This window comes from Kitasatospora sp. NPDC058063, from assembly GCF_042885395.1.
In the GTDB taxonomy this organism is placed as follows: domain Bacteria; phylum Actinomycetota; class Actinomycetes; order Streptomycetales; family Streptomycetaceae; genus Kitasatospora; species Kitasatospora lactacystinica.
In genome coordinates, this window is sequence record NZ_JBHVSD010000030.1 from 15,111 (window position 1) to 32,942 (window position 17,832).

Consider the following 17,832-nt stretch of genomic DNA (forward strand, 5'->3'; position numbering starts at 1 on the left):
CGGCGGCGGGCGTCTGATCATTTTGGGCACAGTCAAAGCTCAAGATCGATTCCAGTGCTGGCCCGCTCCGCCAGCGGCGCCCAGCCGCACCCGGTGACGCTGGAGATCGACCTCGGCGACCTTCACCGTGATCAGCTGGCCCTCATCGACAAGCTCATCCGGAGTCTCGGCTGGCTCGTCAGTCAGCTCAGAGAGATGCAGGAACCCGACAACGTCTGGGGCAAGCTGCACGAACACACCAAAGGGAACGATCCTGGTAATCGGCCCGGTGAGGATTCGACCGGCCTGATCAGCGAACCGGATGAGTGGATCTTCTTGCAGAGCCTTCAAGGAGAGCGTGACTTGTCCGGAGCGCGTCTCGGCAATGATCACCTCAGCGGTGATCCGCTGGCCGGCTTCGACTGCCTCGGAGGGGTGGTTGATCCAGCCCCACGTCAGGTCCGGCACCCGGATGAAGCCGGTGCACAGGCCGTCCGGTTCGCCGTCGACGTGAACGAAGACCCCGAAGTTGTGGACCTCGGAGACCGTCCCAGTGACGACCTGCCCGCGTTCGAGCGCGAGGAGGAAGGACCGCAAGGCCGGAATCTCGCACGCCCTGGCGGAAAGGTGAAGCTGCCCCTCGCGCCAACGCCCGATCTCTTCGGCATCGATCTCCTGGCCGACCTCAAACAGCTCGGATGGATGCTCGATCCGACGCACCGACGCTTCCTGCTGGGGAATCCGGCCGACCTCGATCGCCCCACCTTCGGCCTCTACGAGCTGCACCAGGACGTCCGCTCCGTCGAACCCGGTGACCTTCACTGTTCTCACAACCCCCGGCCGGAGCTGGTTGATCAAGGACTGCAGGCGAGGGTCAGGGGTTGGCTCGGACATGGAGGTGAGCCTAGTCGGGGCCGGCCGCAGACGACAGATTCCGTGCTGACACGACAGTTAGCCTGCTGAGTCATAAGCGTCTGGCCAACTAGCGTGTCCCGTTTGGCCAACAAGGCTGTCCCGTTGGCCAACTATCGAGTCCCGGCACAGGTGCTGCCCGCCCCGACCAAGCGTGAGCAGGTGGCAGCCCCTGAGGTTGTCCCTGGAGTTGCCTCGAAGGTTGCGTCCGAGGTCGTTCCCTGTGGAGACCCGGCCGTGCGACCGGCACGGCGGTGCGCACCCCGTGGCGGCGACGCCCGTCAGGAGCGCCGCGCGGACGGGCCCTGGCCCGGCCGGCTGCCCGCGCCGTCTCCCATCCGCGTCCGGGCGGCGCCGCACACATCGTCGACCGGGTCGGCCCGTGGCCCGAGAGGAACATGAGCCGCTTCACGCCAGGTGTCAGGTCGACTACCCTCTGCTCTGCGGATCTTCGGAGTGTTGCAGCAGAGAGGAAGCACCGTGGGTGACGAGAACAAGGGCGGCCCGAACGACGGCAAGGGCGGGGCCCACGCCAAGCCCGGCGGTCCGCAGATCGGCCCGAAGCCGAACCCGGACGGACAGGGCCCGACTCCCGATCCGAAGCACAAGTGACGGCGGCCGCCGACGTCCAGGTCCGGCTGGTCGACCGGCTGGAGGCCTCGGGTGCCCTGACCCCCGGTTGGCGGCAGGCGTTCCTCGACGTCGGCCGCCATGGGTTCCTCCCGGACGTCTTCTGGGCGAGCACCGGCGACGGCTACGAACGCTGCGACCGCGCGCAGAGCCCCGGGCGGTGGCTGGAGCTCGCGTACTCCGACGTGGCGATCGTGACGCAGTGGGACGACGGAACGGGCAGCGGACAGCAGCGGGAGCCGACCTCGTCGGTGTCCATGCCGACGATGGTCGCCTCCATGCTGCGCGACCTGGACGTCCACGAAGGCCACAGAGTCTGGGAAGGCGGAACAGGCCCCGGCTGGAACGCCGGACTGCTGGCCCGGCGCCAGGGCGCGCACAACGTGGTGACCGTGGAGCTGGACCCGGAGGTCGCCGCCCGGGCCGCTGCGAACTTCCGCTCCCTCGACGCCGCTCCGACCGCGGTGGTGGGCGACGCGGCCCACGGATACCTTCCCGGGGCCCCGTACGATCGGGGAATTCTCACGTGCTCGGTACGGGAAATCCCCCCGGCCGTGATCGGGCAGATCCGCCGGCAGGGCGTGCTGGTGCTGCCCTTCGCACCGCTCTTCGGAGGCGGAGCCGTCGCCCGGCTGACCGTCGCCGACGGCACGGCCACGGGCCCGTTCACCGGCTCCTCGGCGTTCATGCGCATGCGCCAGCAGCGCTACCAGGCCCCGCCCGTCGACGACTACCTGCCCGGCGACTGGCCCGGGAACGCCGCGCAGGAGTACACGACCCTGAACCCGCTCGAAGTCGTCGACGACTGGCTGGCGTCCTTCGTCGTGGGTCTGGCCGTACCCGACGTGTACTACCGGCGCAGCGACGGCGGCGGTATGACGACCCTGTGGCTGTTCGACACGGGCGTCACCTCCTGGGCGACGGTGGACTTCGTGGACGGCGCGAGCCGGTTCGAGGTCCGCCAGTCGGGCTCCCGCCGGGTGTGGTCGGAGGTCGAGGCGTCCTTCCAGTGGTGGGTGGGGGAAGGCCGTCCGGGGTTCGAGAGCTTCGGGCTGACCGTGGACGGGGGCGAGCACCGGGCGTGGCTGCACGAGCCGGCCAACCCGCTGCCGTCCCCACGGGGGCGGGGCTGAACCGCGCAGACCGCGTGCGGCATCGGCGGAACCGGTTGCGGCGACCCGTGGAAGTACATCCGCTGCCCGATGCTCCAGGTCGACCCCAAGATGCTGCCCCGCCTCGCCGAGATCGAGAAAGACCTCATCCTGCGGCGCAGACGGGCTGAGGAAGAGCAGTGGCTCGGCGAGCTCGAAGGCATCGACCTGATCCTGACCTTTGTCCGCACCAAGCGAGCCGACGCCGCCCGGCTCGCCCGCAGAACCACAGCCAGCCTCGGAATGCCCAGCACCCGTCATCAGATCGAGTGAAGTTCGTCCAGCGCGGTGGACGGAGACGTCCGGGCGTCGTGCTCTACTGGTGAGGGTGTGACAGGTTTTGCGTCAACAAGCCTACGCAGGGGGGTGAGTTTGAAATGAGCCTGGTAGGGGTTGCCCTCCTTGTTGCCTCTTCGGGCACAGCAGTCACCACAGCCGCAGCCTGCTTCCTGAGGATCATTATCGGACGCCGCGAGTTGGCTCGGAGGCGACAGCAATCCCTCGTCTTCGAGCTGGCTCGTCGTCTGCGAGAAGGAGAAACTCCGCAAGACATCGGGCAGTTCGAACGGTGGAGCCGATGAAGCGACACCACGAGGACCAGCATCTCTGGGACTTCTACCAGCTCGTACTTCAGCGGGCGGATCTGGACGGCCCTGGCAAGGCCGCGCTGCTGGAAATCTGGAGCTCTGACCAGCAGCGACGGCACGAAATGCAGCAGCTTGCCCATGCACGGGCGCAACAGCGCTTCGAAACCGTGATGGCCTTCCTCGCTTTGGCATCCCTGCTCTCGGCCACCGTTTTGCTGGCCAAGGGCGGGCAGACCTGGGTCGCCCTGGCGCTCATCCCTCCAACCGTGGTGGTGGTCGCCAAGTTTCTCGGTCGATCGCTCACCTCGGCAGAGGCGAGCCTGGCCGGTTCCGGTGTTGGGGGAGTCACCCGTGTTCTCCAGCGAGCAATGAGCGGTGCGCCTCCCCAGCCCGCGCCGGCTGTTGCAAGCTCGGCACCGGCCGCTGGGCCAGGCAGCGAACCAGCACAGTAAGGACGGCACGAAGGCCGGGACGGAGGAAAGCCCGTCCCGGCCTTTGCTTTGCCTCCGGTGATCGCCGTTCGTCCAGCCCGTCCAGTGCAACGGCCTCCTCAATCGACTTGGTGCAGAGACGCCCGGCGAAGGCCAAGGCCGCCCGGCCGAAGGTCCGCCGTCGAAGCCCTCCGTGCGGAGCTGGGTGAGGGCGGCAGCCCATGCAGCGGGTGTTGAACAGCACCGAGGAGTTGAGGACCAGGCCCACTGTCGACCCTGCTCACCTGGTGTTCTGCGACTCCAGCCGCCTGGACGAACTGTTGAGGATTCGCCTCGCCGGCGCGAACGCCTGTACCCGACCCTCGACCGGCAGAACAGACTCACGGCTTGATCAGTAGCCTTACTCGAAGTGCGCGGTTGGCATCCTTCGTGGTTGGTAGCCTCCCGGGATGACCGCGACATTCGACGAAGCCGTCCGGGCTCGGTTGCAGGCACCCAACATCTGGTACGTCGGCACCGAGTTCGCCGACGGGGCGTGTCAGCGGACGCGGCAGACTCCCCGACGGCGGTCAGTTGGTCTCCCCGCTGGCGGACACGGAACCTCCCCAGTGGCGGACAGCTGATCTCCCCGCCGACCCACCACGCCCGTAACGCACAGTGGGCATGGTGAAGAGCGATGAGGAGATCATGGAGATTCTTGAGGCGTACGACCTAATTCCTTATTAGCGGGCTGTGGGAAGCAGAGCGGTTGCCCGCCACCCTGGCCCGCAGGGGTGGTGTGGTGAGCGGGCCAGGGAGACACCTGCATACGACCCGGCCACAGAGGCCTTCTGTGAGATCGGTGCCACCCTGGCCCATCGCCACACAGCCGCCTGCCGTCGGCCGGGGCACCGAGCGGACGCATGTCTCTGACCTGGCGTTCGACGACGCCCTGCCGCAGATCTGCGGCGTTTGGTGTCCCGGCCGACGGCAGGCGGCTGTGATCATTCGTTGGTGATGTTGGCGGTGCGAGCCCGTTCTACGGTGACCTCTCGAAAGGCCCGAGCCTTGAGTTCCGGCACAGATCGAGGCCCGTGGAGCGAGCTGGTGCCACGCAACAACTAGTGCGATGTCGGCCCGGAACGAGGCCTGGAATTAGGGAGCTGAGTGGCCCCACACGTGCTCGCGGATCAGTGCCCGAGCATGCCCTGACCAGGGAGAACAGCATGATCTACTGCGGGATCGACTGGGCCGAACGGACCCACGACGTCGCCCTCGTCGACGACAGCGGCCAGCTGCTGGCCAAGCGCCGCATCACCGACGACGCGACCGGCTACCAGCTCCTGCTCGACCTCCTAGCCGAACACGGCGACACAGCCGAGGAGCCGATCCCGGTCGCCATCGAGACCGGCCGCGGCCTGCTGGTCGCCATCCTGCGCACTGGCCACCGGAAGGTGTTCGCGATCAATCCGATGGCCGCCGCCCGCTACCGCGACCGCCACGGCGTCTCCCGCAAGAAGTCCGACCCCGGCGACGCCCTGGTCCTGGCGAACATCCTGCGCACCGACATGCCCATGCACCGCCCGCTCCCCGCCGACACCGACCTCGCCCGCGCCATCGCGGTGCTGGCCCGAGCCCAGCAGGACGCCACCTGGAACCGCCAGCAGATCTCCAACCAGCTCCGCTCCCTGCTCCGCGAGTACTACCCCGCCGCCCTCGATGCCTTCGGCCCCTGGCAGAACGGCCTCTGCCGCCCCGAGGCCCGCGAACTCCTCAAACTCGCCCCCACCCCGGCCCGCGCGGCACGGCTGACCCGCAGCCAGATCGCCGCCGCCCTCAGACGCGCCGGCCGCAGCCGCAAGCTCGACACCGAGACCGACCGCCTGCGCGAGGTCTTCCGCGCCGAGTACGCCCACCAGCCCCAGCTCGTCGAGGACGCCCTCGGCAAGCAGATGCTCGCCCTCCTGCATCAGCTCGACGCCACCTGCCAGGCCACCGCGGAACTGGCCCAGGCCGTCGAGGAACTCTTCCCCCAGCACCCCGACGCGGAGATCCTGCTGTCCTTTCCGGGCCTGGGCACCCAGCTGGCCGCCCGCGTCCTGGCCGAGGTCGGCGACGACCGCACCCGCTTCGCCGACGCCCGCGGCCTCAAGGCCTACGCCGGAGCCGCACCGGTCACCCGCGCCTCCGGGAAGAAGAGTCACATCGGCCGGCGCATCGTCAAGAACGACCGCCTCAACCACGCCGGCTACCTCTGGGCGTTCTCCGCCCTCACCGCCTCACCCGGAGCCGGCGCCCACTACCGAGCCCGCCGCGAACACGGAGACTGGCACGCCGCCGCCCAACGCCATCTCTTCAACCGACTCCTCGGACAGCTCCACCACTGCCTCCAGCACCACGAACGGTTCGACGAGAACACCGCCTTTCCCACAGCTGCCCAGCTGACAGAGGCAGCTGCCGCATGACCCGAGGCGTCCTGGCGAACCTTGCCCGGGCCGCTCAGTCCCGCACGGAGAGCGGACCGCGCAGCTCGACGCGCAGGCGGATCGAGACGTCGATCGGAAGCCCCAGCTGGGAGTACCGAATGTGCTCGGCCCACCCCGCGATCAGGTCGAGGTCACGAAGCTGGCGGCGGAGTTCCGCGAGCAGATCCGGGACCGGCGCGTTCTCCAGGTCCGGAAGGTCCACGCCGTCGTGGATGTGCGCGAGGATCTGGCCGGGCGAGTGGGACTCGGCGCGCCGATGAACGATCTCCACCGCGCGACGGCTGGCCCAGACAGCGAACTCCGCGACTCCGTACAGGTAGGAGTTCGCCGCGAGCAGCACCGTCGCGGCGGCATCCTCGTCGGCGTCGTCAGGGCCGTCCTGGCCGTCGTTGTGGCAGTACTCGCTGAGCATGTAACCGGCCATCGCCCGGTTGACGGCCTTGAAGGCCGTCGTGTCGCCCAACGCACCCTCCCAGACGGAGTTCAGCAGCGGACGCAGGCTCAGGGTGAAGGGCGCCCGCTCGCCCTCGGGCAGCGCCTCGTGCGCACCCAGCAGCCGCTCGGCGACGCCAGCCGCGAAAACCTTGCGCTCGCTGGAGGATGCGGCTGCCAGTCGCTGGGCCACCACCCCCGAGAGGCTCTGCCACGTTTCCATCCGAACCACCCGAATCGAGGTACGGCGCGCTCCTGCCGCCAGGGTGATCATCACATCTGGCACCGTCTCGTCCGCGCCCCGGGCCTCCCCCGCTTGCGACTTAGCCCCGTGCGATGTCTCACAGGGAGTTACCGGAAGGCGGCCGAACTGGCCGGCTGTGACCACCACACGGTCCGGCGTTATGTTCAGCTCTGGGGCCAGGGCGTCGATCCGACCGAGCGGGCGGTGCGGTCGAAGCTGATCGACGACTTCCTGCCGAAGGTGGAGGAGCTGGTCGAACGGTCCCGGGGCAAGGTCGGAGCCGACGCTGTTCACAAGAAGATCCTCGCGATGGGCTTCACCGGCACCGACCGCACGACCCGCCGGGCCGTCGCGGCGGCGAAGGAGTCCTACCGGGCCGGGAACCGCAGGGTGTTCAGACCCTGGATACCGGAGCCGGCGATGTGGCTGCAATGGGACTGGGGCGAGGGCCCGCGCATCGGCGGACGGCGCACGAGCCTGTGGTGCGCGTGGCTGGCCTGGTCCCGGTTCCGCGTGGTCATCCCGGTGTTCGACAAGACCCTCCCGACAGTGGCGGCCTGCCTGGACGCGACGTTCCGCGCGATCGGCGGGGTTCCGACCTACTGCCTGACCGACAACGAGAAGACGGTCACCGTCGAGCACGTCGCCCGGATCGCGGTCCGCAACCCTGAGCTGGTGCCGATCGCCCGCCACTACGGCACCGTCGTGCGGACCTGCGTGCCGGCCGACCCGGCCTCCAAGGGCGGGACCGAATCGACGGTCCGGATCGCCAAGCGGGACCTGGTGCCCACGCAGGTGAACCTGCGGACCGAGTACACCGACTTCGCCAAGCTGCAGGAAGCCTGCGAGGCCTTCATGGCAGAGGTGAACAACCGCGTCCACCGCGAGACCCGCCGGATCCCCGCCGATCTGCTGGCCGAGGAACGTCTGCGGCTGCACCCGGTGCCCGAGCAGCCGTTCACCGCTGCGTTCGGCGAGAGCCGCCGGGTCGGCAAGGACTCGACGATCTCGGTCAACTCGGTGCGCTACTCGGTCCCGCACGAGCTCGTCGAGGAGAGCGTCTGGGTCCGCTTCCACGGCGACGACCTGATCGTCACCGCCATGGTCGCGGGCAGCGCGGCCGAGGTCGCCCGGCATGCCCGCTCCACCCCGGGCAACCCGCGCATCGCCGACGAGCACTACCCCGACGCCCCGCGCGGGGAGCGCACGCCGAAGCCGACCAGCCCGGCCGAGGCCCAGTTCCTGGCGATCGGACCGGGGGCGGCGGCCTGGCTCATCGAGGCCGCGGCGGCCGGCACCCGTCGGATCCGGGCGAAGATGGCCGACGCCATCGCCCTGGCCAAGCTGCACGGCACCGCTGATGTCGACCGGGCGCTCGGCACCGCCGCGACGGTGGGTCGCTTCGCCGAGGGCGACCTGCTGTCGATCCTGGACCACCAGGGGGAGCACGACCGGGTCGAGCCGATCCGCCGCAGCGAGACCCACAGCTTGCAGCCGGGCACCTCCGCCTGGTCCGGATTCGGGTCGAATCGAGCCGACCCGGCCGGCCCCGGCCGGTGCTCAGTCTTCGTCGTCGACCAGACCGCAGGCGCCGGGGAACGACTCCAGGAACTCCCGCCGGTGCGGGTCCGACTCGGCCTCGGCCAGATCCGTGAGCGCCCGCAGGAACCGGTCGAGCTGGTCCTCCGGCAGCCGCTGCAGCACTGCGGCCACGCTCTCCGTCATCCTCACCGCGGCGTCGGGATCGACCTCGTCGTCCTCGCAGCCGTCGAGGAACCGGACGGTGTCGACGACCAGCCCGGCGAGAACGGGCACCAACGGGTCCATGTCAGTCATCCGGGCAACCTACCCGACCCTCAGGACAACAAGAACGACAGCCGGCCGACGGCATCGAACCGCCGTCGGCCGCGATCAGAAAGAGCAGACCGCTGTGAACGACAGCCGCACCGTTCCCGCGCCACGGCACAGAATGCAGGCCCCGGCCTCGGCGGTCGCCGCGACCTCGGGCGCCGCCTTCGACGAGGCGATCTCGCTGACCCGCCGCCTGAAACTGCCCCACATCCGCCGGGCGATGGCCGAGATCATCCCGACCGCGAAGGCCCAACGCTGGGACCCCGCCGAAATCGTGCGGGCCCTACTGGCCGACCCGCCGGGGCTGGCCTGGACATCACCAGCCCAGCTGATAGACAGGCGGACTACCTACGAATCCGTCCGCAGGCCCAGGGCGCTGTGCTGCACGAGCCCGGCTGGAACGTCCGCGTTCCCCGACCTCTTGCGGGTCAACTCCACCAACGCCGTTCGGAGTTCCTGCGCTGGCTCGCCGAGCACGATGTTGCTGAGCACCAGCTCCAGCATCAGGCAGTCGTACTCATCGTCGTCACCGCGATAGCGCTCCCGATCGCCTTCCACCACGGCCTCGGTTATCCGCCAGCCACCACCATCGGCCGGCGCGATGGTCGCCTCGAAGATTCCGCGGCCCGTCCAGCTCCGGTGCAGGAAGACGACGTCGCCCTCGGCGAAGACGTCCCACTTCTCGTCCATGTCCCGGGAGTAGTAGCCGAGCTGGATGCTCTGCCAGTCCTCATCCGACCAGACCCGGCGCGGCAGGAGCGGCATCGGATGGGGGACGGAGATCGGCTGGATGCGGTCGGAAAACGAGGACCGGGTCACGCGTTCGTCAGCTGGCATGCCGCGATCCTACGGAGGACTCCGCCGCGGCGACAGCGCTTACCGTTGCTGCGATATCTACATCGTCACAAGCTTGGCAAACACCCGCGCAGAAGCGCCCATCCGTCGATAACGGGCGGCACGGGCAAGAGCCACTTCACCGAGGCACTCGGGCAGGCCGCTGTCGACGCCGGGATGACGGTCGCGTGGTTCACCATCGAGGACCTCGGCGTCCTGGTCCGCCGCCACCGCGTCGACGACTCCGTCTCCAAGGCGATCACCCGGATCACCCGCACCGACTTGATCATCGTCGACGACATCGGGCTCCTGCCCGTCTCGCCCGACGCCGCCGAAGGCTTCTACCGCCTGGTCGATGCCGCCTACGAGCGCCGCAGTCTGGCGGTCAGCAGCAACCTTCATCCGTCGGGATTCGACGAGATCATGCCGAAGACCCTCGCCACCGCGACCGTCGACCGGCTCCTGCACCACGCCCATGTCGTCGTCACCCAAGGTGACAGCCACCGCCTCGCCGAGGCGACCACCGGACGAGGCGTCGTCCCCCTCGACTGACCCCACCCCCGGGGAGATCAACTGTCCACTGGGGACTTTCACTGTCCACCAGCGGGGAGATCAACTTTCCGCCACCGGGGAGATCCCACTGTCCCTTGACAGTGCCGTCCAGCCGAGAGTGTCCTTGAGTAGGCGGAAGGTGTGCTCAAGGTCGAATCTGCGCAGAAAGGTGCGCCAGATCCGGTCCAGATGGACAAAGCTGCGCGGCGTGGGCCCACAGCCGACGCGCGCGGTGCCGGGCAGTCCGTCTCGACTGCCCGGCACCGCGCGCGAGGGGTCGTTCCGATCAGTGCGCCGGTCGCGTTACAGGTCCCGGAAGGTGCTGAAGGCGGTCGCGATGCCGCTCTGGAAGGCGTGGGTGACGGTGCCCGAGGCCGTCTTTCCGAAGATCTCCAGCCGGCCGTCCTCGTTCTCGCCCACCACGGGGTTCGTCGCCAGTGGGCCGCCGACCGCTACCCAGCCCGAAAAGGTGCTGTTGGGCGCCACCTGATGGATGTTCATCACGGTGCCGCTGCCGTTGCGGACGAACACCTCCAGGTTGCCGTTGCGACAGAGTACGACGGCGGGATCACCGACGAGGCCGCCGCCCTCGAACGTGGACCAGTCGTGCCAGGTGCTGTTCGGCTTGTTCTGCCAGCGGGTGGCGATCCGGCCGTCGGCGGTGCGGGCGAAGATCTGCTGGCGGCCGTCGGCGTTGAGCCCGAGCACCGGGTCGGAGGCGACATCGCCGCCGTGGTCGTACCAGCTCGTCGTGAAGGTGCTGTTCGGCGACACCTGCCACCTCGACATGACGTGCCCGGTCGTGGTGCGGGCGAACACCTCAAGGGTGCCGTCGGCATTGTGGCTCACGGCGGGGTTGCCGACGAAGTCGGCACCATCGAAGATCAGCCAGTCGTGCCAGGTGCTGTTCGGCTTGTTCTGCCAGCGGGTGGCGATCCGGCCGTCGGCGGTGCGGGCGAAGATCTGCTGGCAGCCGTCGGCGCCGGCGCCGACCGCCGGCTCGGAGGCGACGTTGCCCCCATGGTCGTACCAGTCCGACCACGTGCTGTTCGGCGCCAGCTGCCACCTGGACACGACGCGCCCGTCCGTGGTGCGGGCGAATATCTCCTGGGTGCCGTCGGAGTTGCGGCCCAGGACCGGGGCGCCGGCCACACCCGGTGCGCCCATCAGGGGGGTCCAGTTCGACCAGGTGCTGTTCGGTTTCACCTGGTACTTGGTCCGCACCCCGCCCTTGCCGTCGTTGTCGACGAACTCCAGGGTCCGGTTGGCGTTCATGCCGAGGTGAGGCCGGGCGATCAGCTGGCTGCCGGAGGCCGCCGGGTCGTCGACGATCTTGTTGTAGCGGCGGGCCTGGTAGTTCCCCTTGGGGTGCCCGTCGATCATCGAGTCGTTGATCGAGACGACCCCGGACTTCCTCACCGGGGTGGCGCCGAAGGAGTAGTAGGTGAAGTGGGTGTGGTCGGATTCCCACGCGTTGAAGAGGATCACGTGGTTCACCGTGTCGAGGAGGATGTCGCCGGGCCGCAGGTCCTTGATGGCGATCGAGGAGGACACCTGCGACAGGTTTCCGGTCCAGTGGTCGGAACCGGTGTGCCAGGCCATGTCGATGTAGCCGGAGCAGTCACGGCGGTAGTTGCGGTCGTTGCCGGGGCCCGGTGAGAAGGCGCTCTGGCTGTACGGGCCGGGCTGGTGGTCGACCCAGTGCTGCGCCCGTTCGATCGCCTCGGAACGGGTGATGGTGCCGTCGATGCTGGACCTGGTCATGGTGGAGAGCCCTTCCGTTTCTTCGGAGGCCGGTGGACGGCGGCGCGGCCGCCGCTACTCGGCGAGGCGCCAGTCGCGCAGCTCGTCCGAGGTTTCGAGTGCCCTGGCACAGATGAACCGTGCGCTCCGACGGGCGTCGGCCTCCTCGGCGGCGAGGAGGAACAGTGCGACCCCGATCCGGCCGGGCGTGACGCGCACCCGTACGTGTTCCAGGCGGTCGGCTGCCCTGGCCTGGCACCACAGGTGCCCGGTCAGCCACTGCGGAGCGACCAGGAGGGCCGGCGGCCCGACGAGTCGGGTCAGCGTCAGGTGCAGGATCGGCTTGTCCGACATCAACCCCGGCCGAAACCGTCGCGGGAGACGATGTCGAGGAAGGTGTCGAAGCCGGACCGGCCGGCCGGCGCGGTGCGAAGCGCGAGCGGGCCGGCCACGGAGCAGGACAACTGGACGATGCCGGGCATGGACGGACTCCATTCGTGGGGACAGCGGGACCGGATGCCGGACGATCGCGCCTCCCGGCCTCGGGGCACCGAGGCGGCGCTTCCGACATGCATCAGCCTGCCGAACCAGTGCCGCGCTGTCAGCGGACCGTGCCTGGCCCCAACGTGCCTGACCCCAACGGGACAGGCCCGGCCAGCCTTGCCCGGGACGGCACCGCCGGGCACACTGGTCCGACGATTGATTGAGCGGCCTACCGCGGGGGGCGGCAGAATGCTTGAGTTACTCGGTCTCTCCAGCCTGTCCGAGCGTCTCTACCAGGCGGTCCTCACCGATCCGACACGCAGCGTGGCCACCCTGGCCCGGGCTACGGGCATGACCGACCATCAGATATGTACCGCCCTCGACGAGTTGGCCGACCTGGCACTGGTCAGACCTTCCGCCCATGCGGACGGGACGCTGTGGCCGGTCAGCCCGGCGGTCGGCCTGTCGGCGCTGCTGGCTGCCGCCGAGGAGGAGGCCGCCGCCAGGCAGCGGCAGATCGAGGCGACCCGGGCGGCGATCGCCGCGCTCGCGACCGAGCACGAGGAGCAGCGCCAGCACCGCGCGGACACCGCGATCCGGCTCGACGGGCTCGACGCCGTCCGGGGCCGGTTGGAGGAACTCGCCGCGCACGCCATGACGGAGTGCCTGTCGCTCGACCCCGGCGGCGCGCACCGACCCGACGCGCGGGCGGCCTCCGCACAGCGCAACGGACAGGCGCTGCGCCGCGGCGTCTGCATCAAGGCGGTCTGGTGGGAGAGCTTCCGCAACGACCCGGACACCCTGGCCTACGCGCGCTGGCTGACGGACCTGGGCGGGCAGATGCGCACCGTTCCGATCGTGCCGACCCCCCTGGTGATCGTCGACCGCCGGGTCGCCATCGTCCCGCTGAACCCGGCCGACCCGCAGCAGGGCGCCCTGGAAGTGGACAGCCCCGGCATGTTGTCCGTCGCCTGTGCCCTGTTCGACCAGCTCTGGTCCGCAGCAGCCCCGTTCGGCTCATTCGTCCCGGTGGACGGGCAGGGCCTCACCTCGGCCGAGCGCACCCTGCTGGAGCTGGCCGCCGCCGGCCACACCGACGAGGCAGCGGGCCGCAGGCTCGGCGTCTCCGCCCGCACCGTCAAACGTCAGATGGCCGACCTGATGGCCCGGCTGGACGCCGACAGCCGATTCCAGGCCGGGGTACGGGCTGCCCACCGCGGCTGGCTCCAAGGACGTGGTGCGTGATTGCTGCGGCAGTGTGACCGGCTGCTCCCGCAGCCGGGCCGGCATCGTCGCGCCGGCCTCCCGGTCGTTGACGGACGCGGCGCTTCCCGCCATCGCTGCTGTCCTTGGCCGGCGCGGCCACGCGCGCTCAGGCGGTCACGGCGCAGCGATCATGTCCTGGCGCCCCGACCGCTCTACCGGCCCGGCCCCACGGGATTCGGACCACAATCCGCCGCCGGGAGCGGTGCCCGCGGTGACCGTCTTGCGCTCTGTGGCGTTCGACTCCAAGCCCGGACACACGCCCCACCGGCAAGCCAAGCCTCGCCGCCCGGGACAGCGCCTCGGCGTGGGGCGCGTCTCGTTCGGGCAGGCGGGCGGCGGCCAAGGAAGGCGGCACCTTGTCCTCGTTCAGCAAGACGGCCCATTGGCTGCCGGTGAGGGCCGGGTAGCGCAGGTGCGGGAAGTCCGCGAGCACGGTCAGGTCCTGGAGCGCGGCATGGCAGAGATCCAGGCCGCGCAGATTCGGTGCCGTTCGCAGTGGGGTGAGGTCGGTCGGGGCGGTGATGGCGAGGTCCAGCGAGCTGAGGTGCCGGTGGCCCTCGAGCGACGCGAGGCCACCGCCGTGGAGACTGACGGCCAGGGACTCGACGGGCAGGTCCCGGAGCGGGCGCTGCCACCGCGGCCGCCCCGTCCACCGACACCGGTTCCGGCCGGCGGAGTCATCGCGCCGACGGGCGCGGCGCCCCCGGCGCCTCGCGTGAGCACTGGATCCATAGGGCACCAGCCGTGTCTGACACCGCGGGAGCAGGTTGCTCCTTTGCCTGCGTCTTCCCACAGGGGAATCCGCCGCGGCGCGGAGCGGCAGCGTCTGTCTATGCCTGCTCCTCCAACCGGCCGGCGCGGGCAGCTGCCCAGGGGTTCTGCTTCCGGACCCGGATCCGGCGGAAGTAGCGGCGCATCGCGGCGGAGTCCTTGCGCCAGTCGCCCATCTCGGCGATCTGGTCCTCGGGGACATCGGCCTCGCGCAGTGCGGAGGCCCCGCCGGCCCGGAGGCCGTGCGCGGTGACGGCCTTCACGGTGTCCTCGTGCAGCAGCGCGTTGTATCCGGACTCGACGCGCTGGTGTTCCGAGAGGTCGGCCACACGCCGGTACGCGTTCCGGGCACGGGCCTTGACGATCGCGTTGACGGCGTCGCCGGACAGGTACGAGAGCTCCACCCACTCCTCGACGGCGATCTCGTGGTCGGCCTTCGGCTGCCCGTCAGGGTGCCTCGGCCGGGTCTGCGGGGTGAGCCGGACCTGGAGCTGACCGGCCTTGTTGAGCGCGCGGAACAGGGCCCGGTCGAGCGGCATGCGGACGGTGCGGGCGTACTCCAGCCAGGCGCGCAGGCGGCGCGCCGGGCACAGGTGCGGGGCGTCGTCGCGGGCCGGGATCCAGGCCTCGAAGACCGAACCGTCCTTGCGGGTCTTGCGGGCGACGAGCCGGACGGCGATGCCGTCGGTGTGCAGTTCGGCGTGGACGGGCACCAGGCGGGCCAGCTCGATCCGGCGGCTGAGCAGGTGCCAGCCCATCGTGAGCATGGCGGCGTCGCGTCGACCGATGCCCTGGCGGTGGTCCCGGTCGCAGTCGGCGACCATCTCCTCCAGGTCGGCTTCGAGGATCGCGGGCGACTGCTTCTCGGTCTTGGTCGCGGACCACTTCCTGCGGAAGGCGGCGATCATCTTGCCGGTCTGGATGGTCCCGGGCCGGGTGTTCCCGGGAGTCTCCCGCTCCTGCCAGGTGACCACGGTGCTGTGGTAGTCGGAGACCGTGTTGGGGTCGTAGACGTCGCTGAGGATCATCCACCCGACGTACTCGATCAGCGTCGCCGTGGTGCAGGGCAGTGCGACCCGGCCGCGCTCGGCACACCAGCGTTCGAAGACCCGAATCCGGGCCCGGTGGTTGCGTTCGGTGTTGGGCACCCTCGATTCGCTGAGGAGCCGCGCGATCTCCTCACTGATGACGAAGTCCCCGGCCGCGTACTGCGGCGCCGCGAACGCGGCCGGCAGCGGCCGACCTGCCACCAGCACGGTGTCACGGTCGAATCCGCTGACGTCGATCCCGTGCCTGCCGGTGTGGGCAGCAGGCACGGGCCGGCCATCGACGTCGACGAACTCGCCTTCCACGATGTCGAGTTCGGTACTCATGGCTGACCGCCGTGGAGGCGGGGCCGCCGCCGTGCGAGCTGCGCGGACCCGGCGGAATCGGCCGTGCGACCCTGTGGCACGGCCAGGGCGTCGCCGAGCCGGGCCACTTCGGTGACGCTGTGCCGGTACGTGCGGAAGGCGCTGGCGGGCCCGCCGGGCGTGGGTACGGTACTCAACTCGACTCTCCTGCACGCATGGGGTGCTGACGAGAGGAAGCCTCCCACAGCAGTTGCCTCGTATATTGCCAGATATACGAGGCTAACGACCGTTAACGCAGGATGGGAAGCCAGGCGGGGGTGTAGAGGCCGTCCGGGGCGCTGAACCAGTGATGCGCCGCCCCTGCGGGCTGGTCGTTAGATTTCTAACGCTGCGGGTGAGGCATGCGGCGACCACGTACTCACGTGAGTAGGCCCCGAGGCCGATCCGGGTCGCTGGCCGGGCGGAGCGGCCCCGGGGCCAACTGGTCCCACGTCCAGACGTCGGGCCGGGGGCCACGGTAGGAACGGACCGAAGAGTCCGGGTTACTGTCAAAACTTTTGACGTGCTGGGGGTTCGATTGGTGCGAGGGTGTTGACGCGGGTAACCCTCGATATCAGAACGTGCGGAATGCACTCCTCCGGAAGCGGTCAAGCCCGGTCTCGGCTCGCGTCTATGGAGTGAACATGGCGGCAGGCAGAGTCAGAGCCTGCCAAGATCCATTCCGGTATGCCGTGGGGGCCGCGGCCGACCCGCGAGGGCCGGCGAGGTTCCCCAGCTCGCCCGGTCCGTCAGGTCCGCGGCGGCGAGGTGCACTTCATCCCCCGTATCCGCTGACACCCACTGGAGGGTCCTTGCATGAGCACCGGTTCCGGGTTCTTCACCCATGCCACGAACTTCCCGAGCACGCTGGAGTCCGGGATACGGTGACAGGTTTCTCTGGAAGTCCAGTGGGCTCGGATGACGGGTGGCTACGTCCACCGGGTGCCGGTGGAATTTCTTACTGATGTGCAGGCGACGGCGTACGGACGGTTCGTGGCGGAGCCGACGCGGCCGGAGCTGGAGCGGTTCTTCTTCCTGGACGACGTGGACCGGGACCTGATCGCGTTGCGCCGTACGGCGGCGCACGGGCAGGTCCCGCGTGACCACGGCCGTCTCGACCCGGCCGACGCCGACCTGGCCAGCCCCTGGCTGGCCTGGGCGAAGTACCTCGCCTACCAGCTCGCGGAGGCCCGTGGCTGGGAACGCTGATGGCGATCTCTGAAAATCCCCACCGTTGCTCGTCGTTCCTCAGGAGAAGGCGCTGAGAGAACTCGTCCCAGCGATGGCCGTGTGCGTCAGGGCCGAAGGTGCTTGAGAGTGAACTGGGGCAGGGCGTAGAGGCCGGCCTGGGGGGCGGTCGGGTCGACTGGGAGATCCGTCCCGGGGATGTCCGCAGCGTGGAGTTCGGCGTTGTCGACAGGGGTGTAGGCCAGTTCCGTCGGGTCGGGGAGTTCCCAGAAGCGGCGGGTGTTGTTGGAGACGGCGTAACCGGTGGCGAAGCGGGTGGAGGGCGGTGCGGCCAGCGCGGCCAGGATGTAACCGACGGCGTCTCGCGGGCTCAGCCAGGTCGCCAAGTGCCGCGGCTCGGCAGGCACGTGCTCAAAGCTGCCGATACGCAGGCAGATAACGGAGAGACCGAATTTGTCGGCGTACAGCCGCCCGAGGGCCTCGACAGCCGCTTTGCTCACCCCGTAGAGGCCGTCAGGGCGTACTGGCTCCTGTGGACTGCTGAGATGTCCGGCGGGGTAAAAGCCGGTCACACGGTTGCTGCTGGCCAGCACCACTCGCTCGATTCCCTTGCGTCGCGCCGCCTCCAGGACGTGGTGTGTGCCAAGTACGTTGGCTTCGAGCAGGTCCGAAAGGGGCGCCTCGTCGGGGACGCCGCCGAGGTGGAGCACGCGGTCGGCTCCCGTAAGGGCGAACTCCACGGCGGCGGCGTCCCGAAGATCCACGGTGTGCGTGTCCTCGTTCTCGGTCTCCTGGCGGATTGGCACGCGGTCGAGCAGGATCAACCGTGTCGCCTCGTGCCGCAGTGCCTCCCGCACCACGGAACCGATGGTGCCCGCCGCCCCCGTTATCGCGACCGTTCCCAGACTCACTGCGCCTCCCC

The 17,832-nt window shown here is 69.5% G+C and carries 14 protein-coding genes and 1 pseudogene; 8 read left to right on the plus strand and 7 right to left on the minus strand.

Going from position 1 to position 17,832, the window contains the following annotated elements:
- Window positions 1-39: 39 nt before the first annotated feature.
- A complete protein-coding gene (locus ACFVUY_RS36550) occupies window positions 40-837 on the minus strand; it encodes a S1 RNA-binding domain-containing protein (protein WP_387736466.1) in 798 nt (265 codons plus the stop codon).
- 534 nt (window positions 838-1,371) lie between these two features.
- Here ACFVUY_RS36550 and ACFVUY_RS36555 point away from each other — a divergent pair.
- The 5 genes from ACFVUY_RS36555 to ACFVUY_RS36575 all read left to right on the plus strand — a co-directional run bounded on the left by ACFVUY_RS36555 (window position 1,372) and on the right by ACFVUY_RS36575 (window position 6,134).
- Window positions 1,372-1,503 carry a hypothetical protein gene (locus ACFVUY_RS36555; protein WP_331768627.1) on the plus strand — a complete coding sequence of 44 codons (132 nt, stop codon included), beginning with the start codon at window positions 1,372-1,374 and terminating at the stop codon, window positions 1,501-1,503.
- A complete protein-coding gene (locus tag ACFVUY_RS36560; protein WP_387736467.1) occupies window positions 1,500-2,654 on the plus strand; it encodes a protein-L-isoaspartate(D-aspartate) O-methyltransferase in 1,155 nt (384 codons plus the stop codon). Before ACFVUY_RS36555 ends, ACFVUY_RS36560 begins: the two co-directional genes overlap by 4 nt.
- Window positions 2,655-2,723: 69 nt before the next feature.
- Window positions 2,724-2,945, plus strand: coding sequence for a recombinase (locus ACFVUY_RS36565; RefSeq protein WP_387736468.1), 222 nt, complete (start codon window positions 2,724-2,726; stop codon window positions 2,943-2,945).
- Between the two features lie 304 nt (window positions 2,946-3,249).
- Window positions 3,250-3,711: a hypothetical protein gene (locus ACFVUY_RS36570; RefSeq protein WP_387736469.1), complete on the plus strand. Its 462-nt coding sequence runs from the start codon at window positions 3,250-3,252 to the stop codon at window positions 3,709-3,711.
- 1,166 nt (window positions 3,712-4,877) lie between these two features.
- Window positions 4,878-6,134 carry an IS110 family transposase gene (locus ACFVUY_RS36575; protein ID WP_387736521.1) on the plus strand — a complete coding sequence of 419 codons (1,257 nt, stop codon included), beginning with the start codon at window positions 4,878-4,880 and terminating at the stop codon, window positions 6,132-6,134.
- Between the two features lie 34 nt (window positions 6,135-6,168).
- On the opposite strand, the gene ACFVUY_RS36580 is transcribed toward ACFVUY_RS36575, so the two are convergent.
- Window positions 6,169-6,864 (minus strand): hypothetical protein, encoded by a 696-nt coding sequence (locus tag ACFVUY_RS36580; RefSeq protein WP_387736470.1) that lies wholly within the window; start codon window positions 6,862-6,864, stop codon window positions 6,169-6,171.
- A gap of 39 nt (window positions 6,865-6,903) precedes the next feature.
- Between ACFVUY_RS36580 and istA the strand changes: the two genes are divergently transcribed.
- Window positions 6,904-10,068: an IS21 family transposase gene (gene istA, locus ACFVUY_RS36585; RefSeq protein WP_387736471.1), complete on the plus strand. Its 3,165-nt coding sequence runs from the start codon at window positions 6,904-6,906 to the stop codon at window positions 10,066-10,068.
- A gap of 303 nt (window positions 10,069-10,371) precedes the next feature.
- Here the strand turns inward: istA and ACFVUY_RS36590 are convergent, their stop codons facing one another.
- The 3 genes from ACFVUY_RS36590 to ACFVUY_RS36600 are packed head-to-tail and all read right to left on the minus strand — an operon-like array spanning window position 10,372 to window position 12,293.
- Window positions 10,372-11,832: a hypothetical protein gene (locus ACFVUY_RS36590; protein WP_387736472.1), complete on the minus strand. Its 1,461-nt coding sequence runs from the start codon at window positions 11,830-11,832 to the stop codon at window positions 10,372-10,374.
- Window positions 11,833-11,886: 54 nt separating this feature from the next.
- Window positions 11,887-12,165 (minus strand): hypothetical protein, encoded by a 279-nt coding sequence (locus ACFVUY_RS36595; protein ID WP_387736473.1) that lies wholly within the window; start codon window positions 12,163-12,165, stop codon window positions 11,887-11,889.
- A complete protein-coding gene (locus tag ACFVUY_RS36600) occupies window positions 12,165-12,293 on the minus strand; it encodes a hypothetical protein (RefSeq protein ID WP_387736474.1) in 129 nt (42 codons plus the stop codon). Before ACFVUY_RS36600 ends, ACFVUY_RS36595 begins: the two co-directional genes overlap by 1 nt.
- Window positions 12,294-12,543: 250 nt before the next feature.
- Between ACFVUY_RS36600 and ACFVUY_RS36605 the strand changes: the two genes are divergently transcribed.
- Entirely contained in the window at window positions 12,544-13,539 is a 996-nt protein-coding gene (locus ACFVUY_RS36605; protein ID WP_387736475.1) for a LuxR C-terminal-related transcriptional regulator, read from the plus strand.
- A gap of 851 nt (window positions 13,540-14,390) precedes the next feature.
- On the opposite strand, the gene ACFVUY_RS36610 is transcribed toward ACFVUY_RS36605, so the two are convergent.
- Entirely contained in the window at window positions 14,391-15,704 is a 1,314-nt protein-coding gene (locus tag ACFVUY_RS36610) for a hypothetical protein (protein ID WP_387736476.1), read from the minus strand.
- Between the two features lie 936 nt (window positions 15,705-16,640).
- Here ACFVUY_RS36610 and ACFVUY_RS36615 point away from each other — a divergent pair.
- Window positions 16,641-16,838, plus strand: a pseudogene (locus tag ACFVUY_RS36615) (DUF4158 domain-containing protein); the annotation flags it as partial.
- Between the two features lie 179 nt (window positions 16,839-17,017).
- On the opposite strand, the gene ACFVUY_RS36620 reads toward ACFVUY_RS36615, so the two are convergent.
- A complete protein-coding gene (locus tag ACFVUY_RS36620) occupies window positions 17,018-17,821 on the minus strand; it encodes an NAD-dependent epimerase/dehydratase family protein (protein WP_387694383.1) in 804 nt (267 codons plus the stop codon).
- Between the last annotated feature and the right edge of the window lie 11 nt (window positions 17,822-17,832).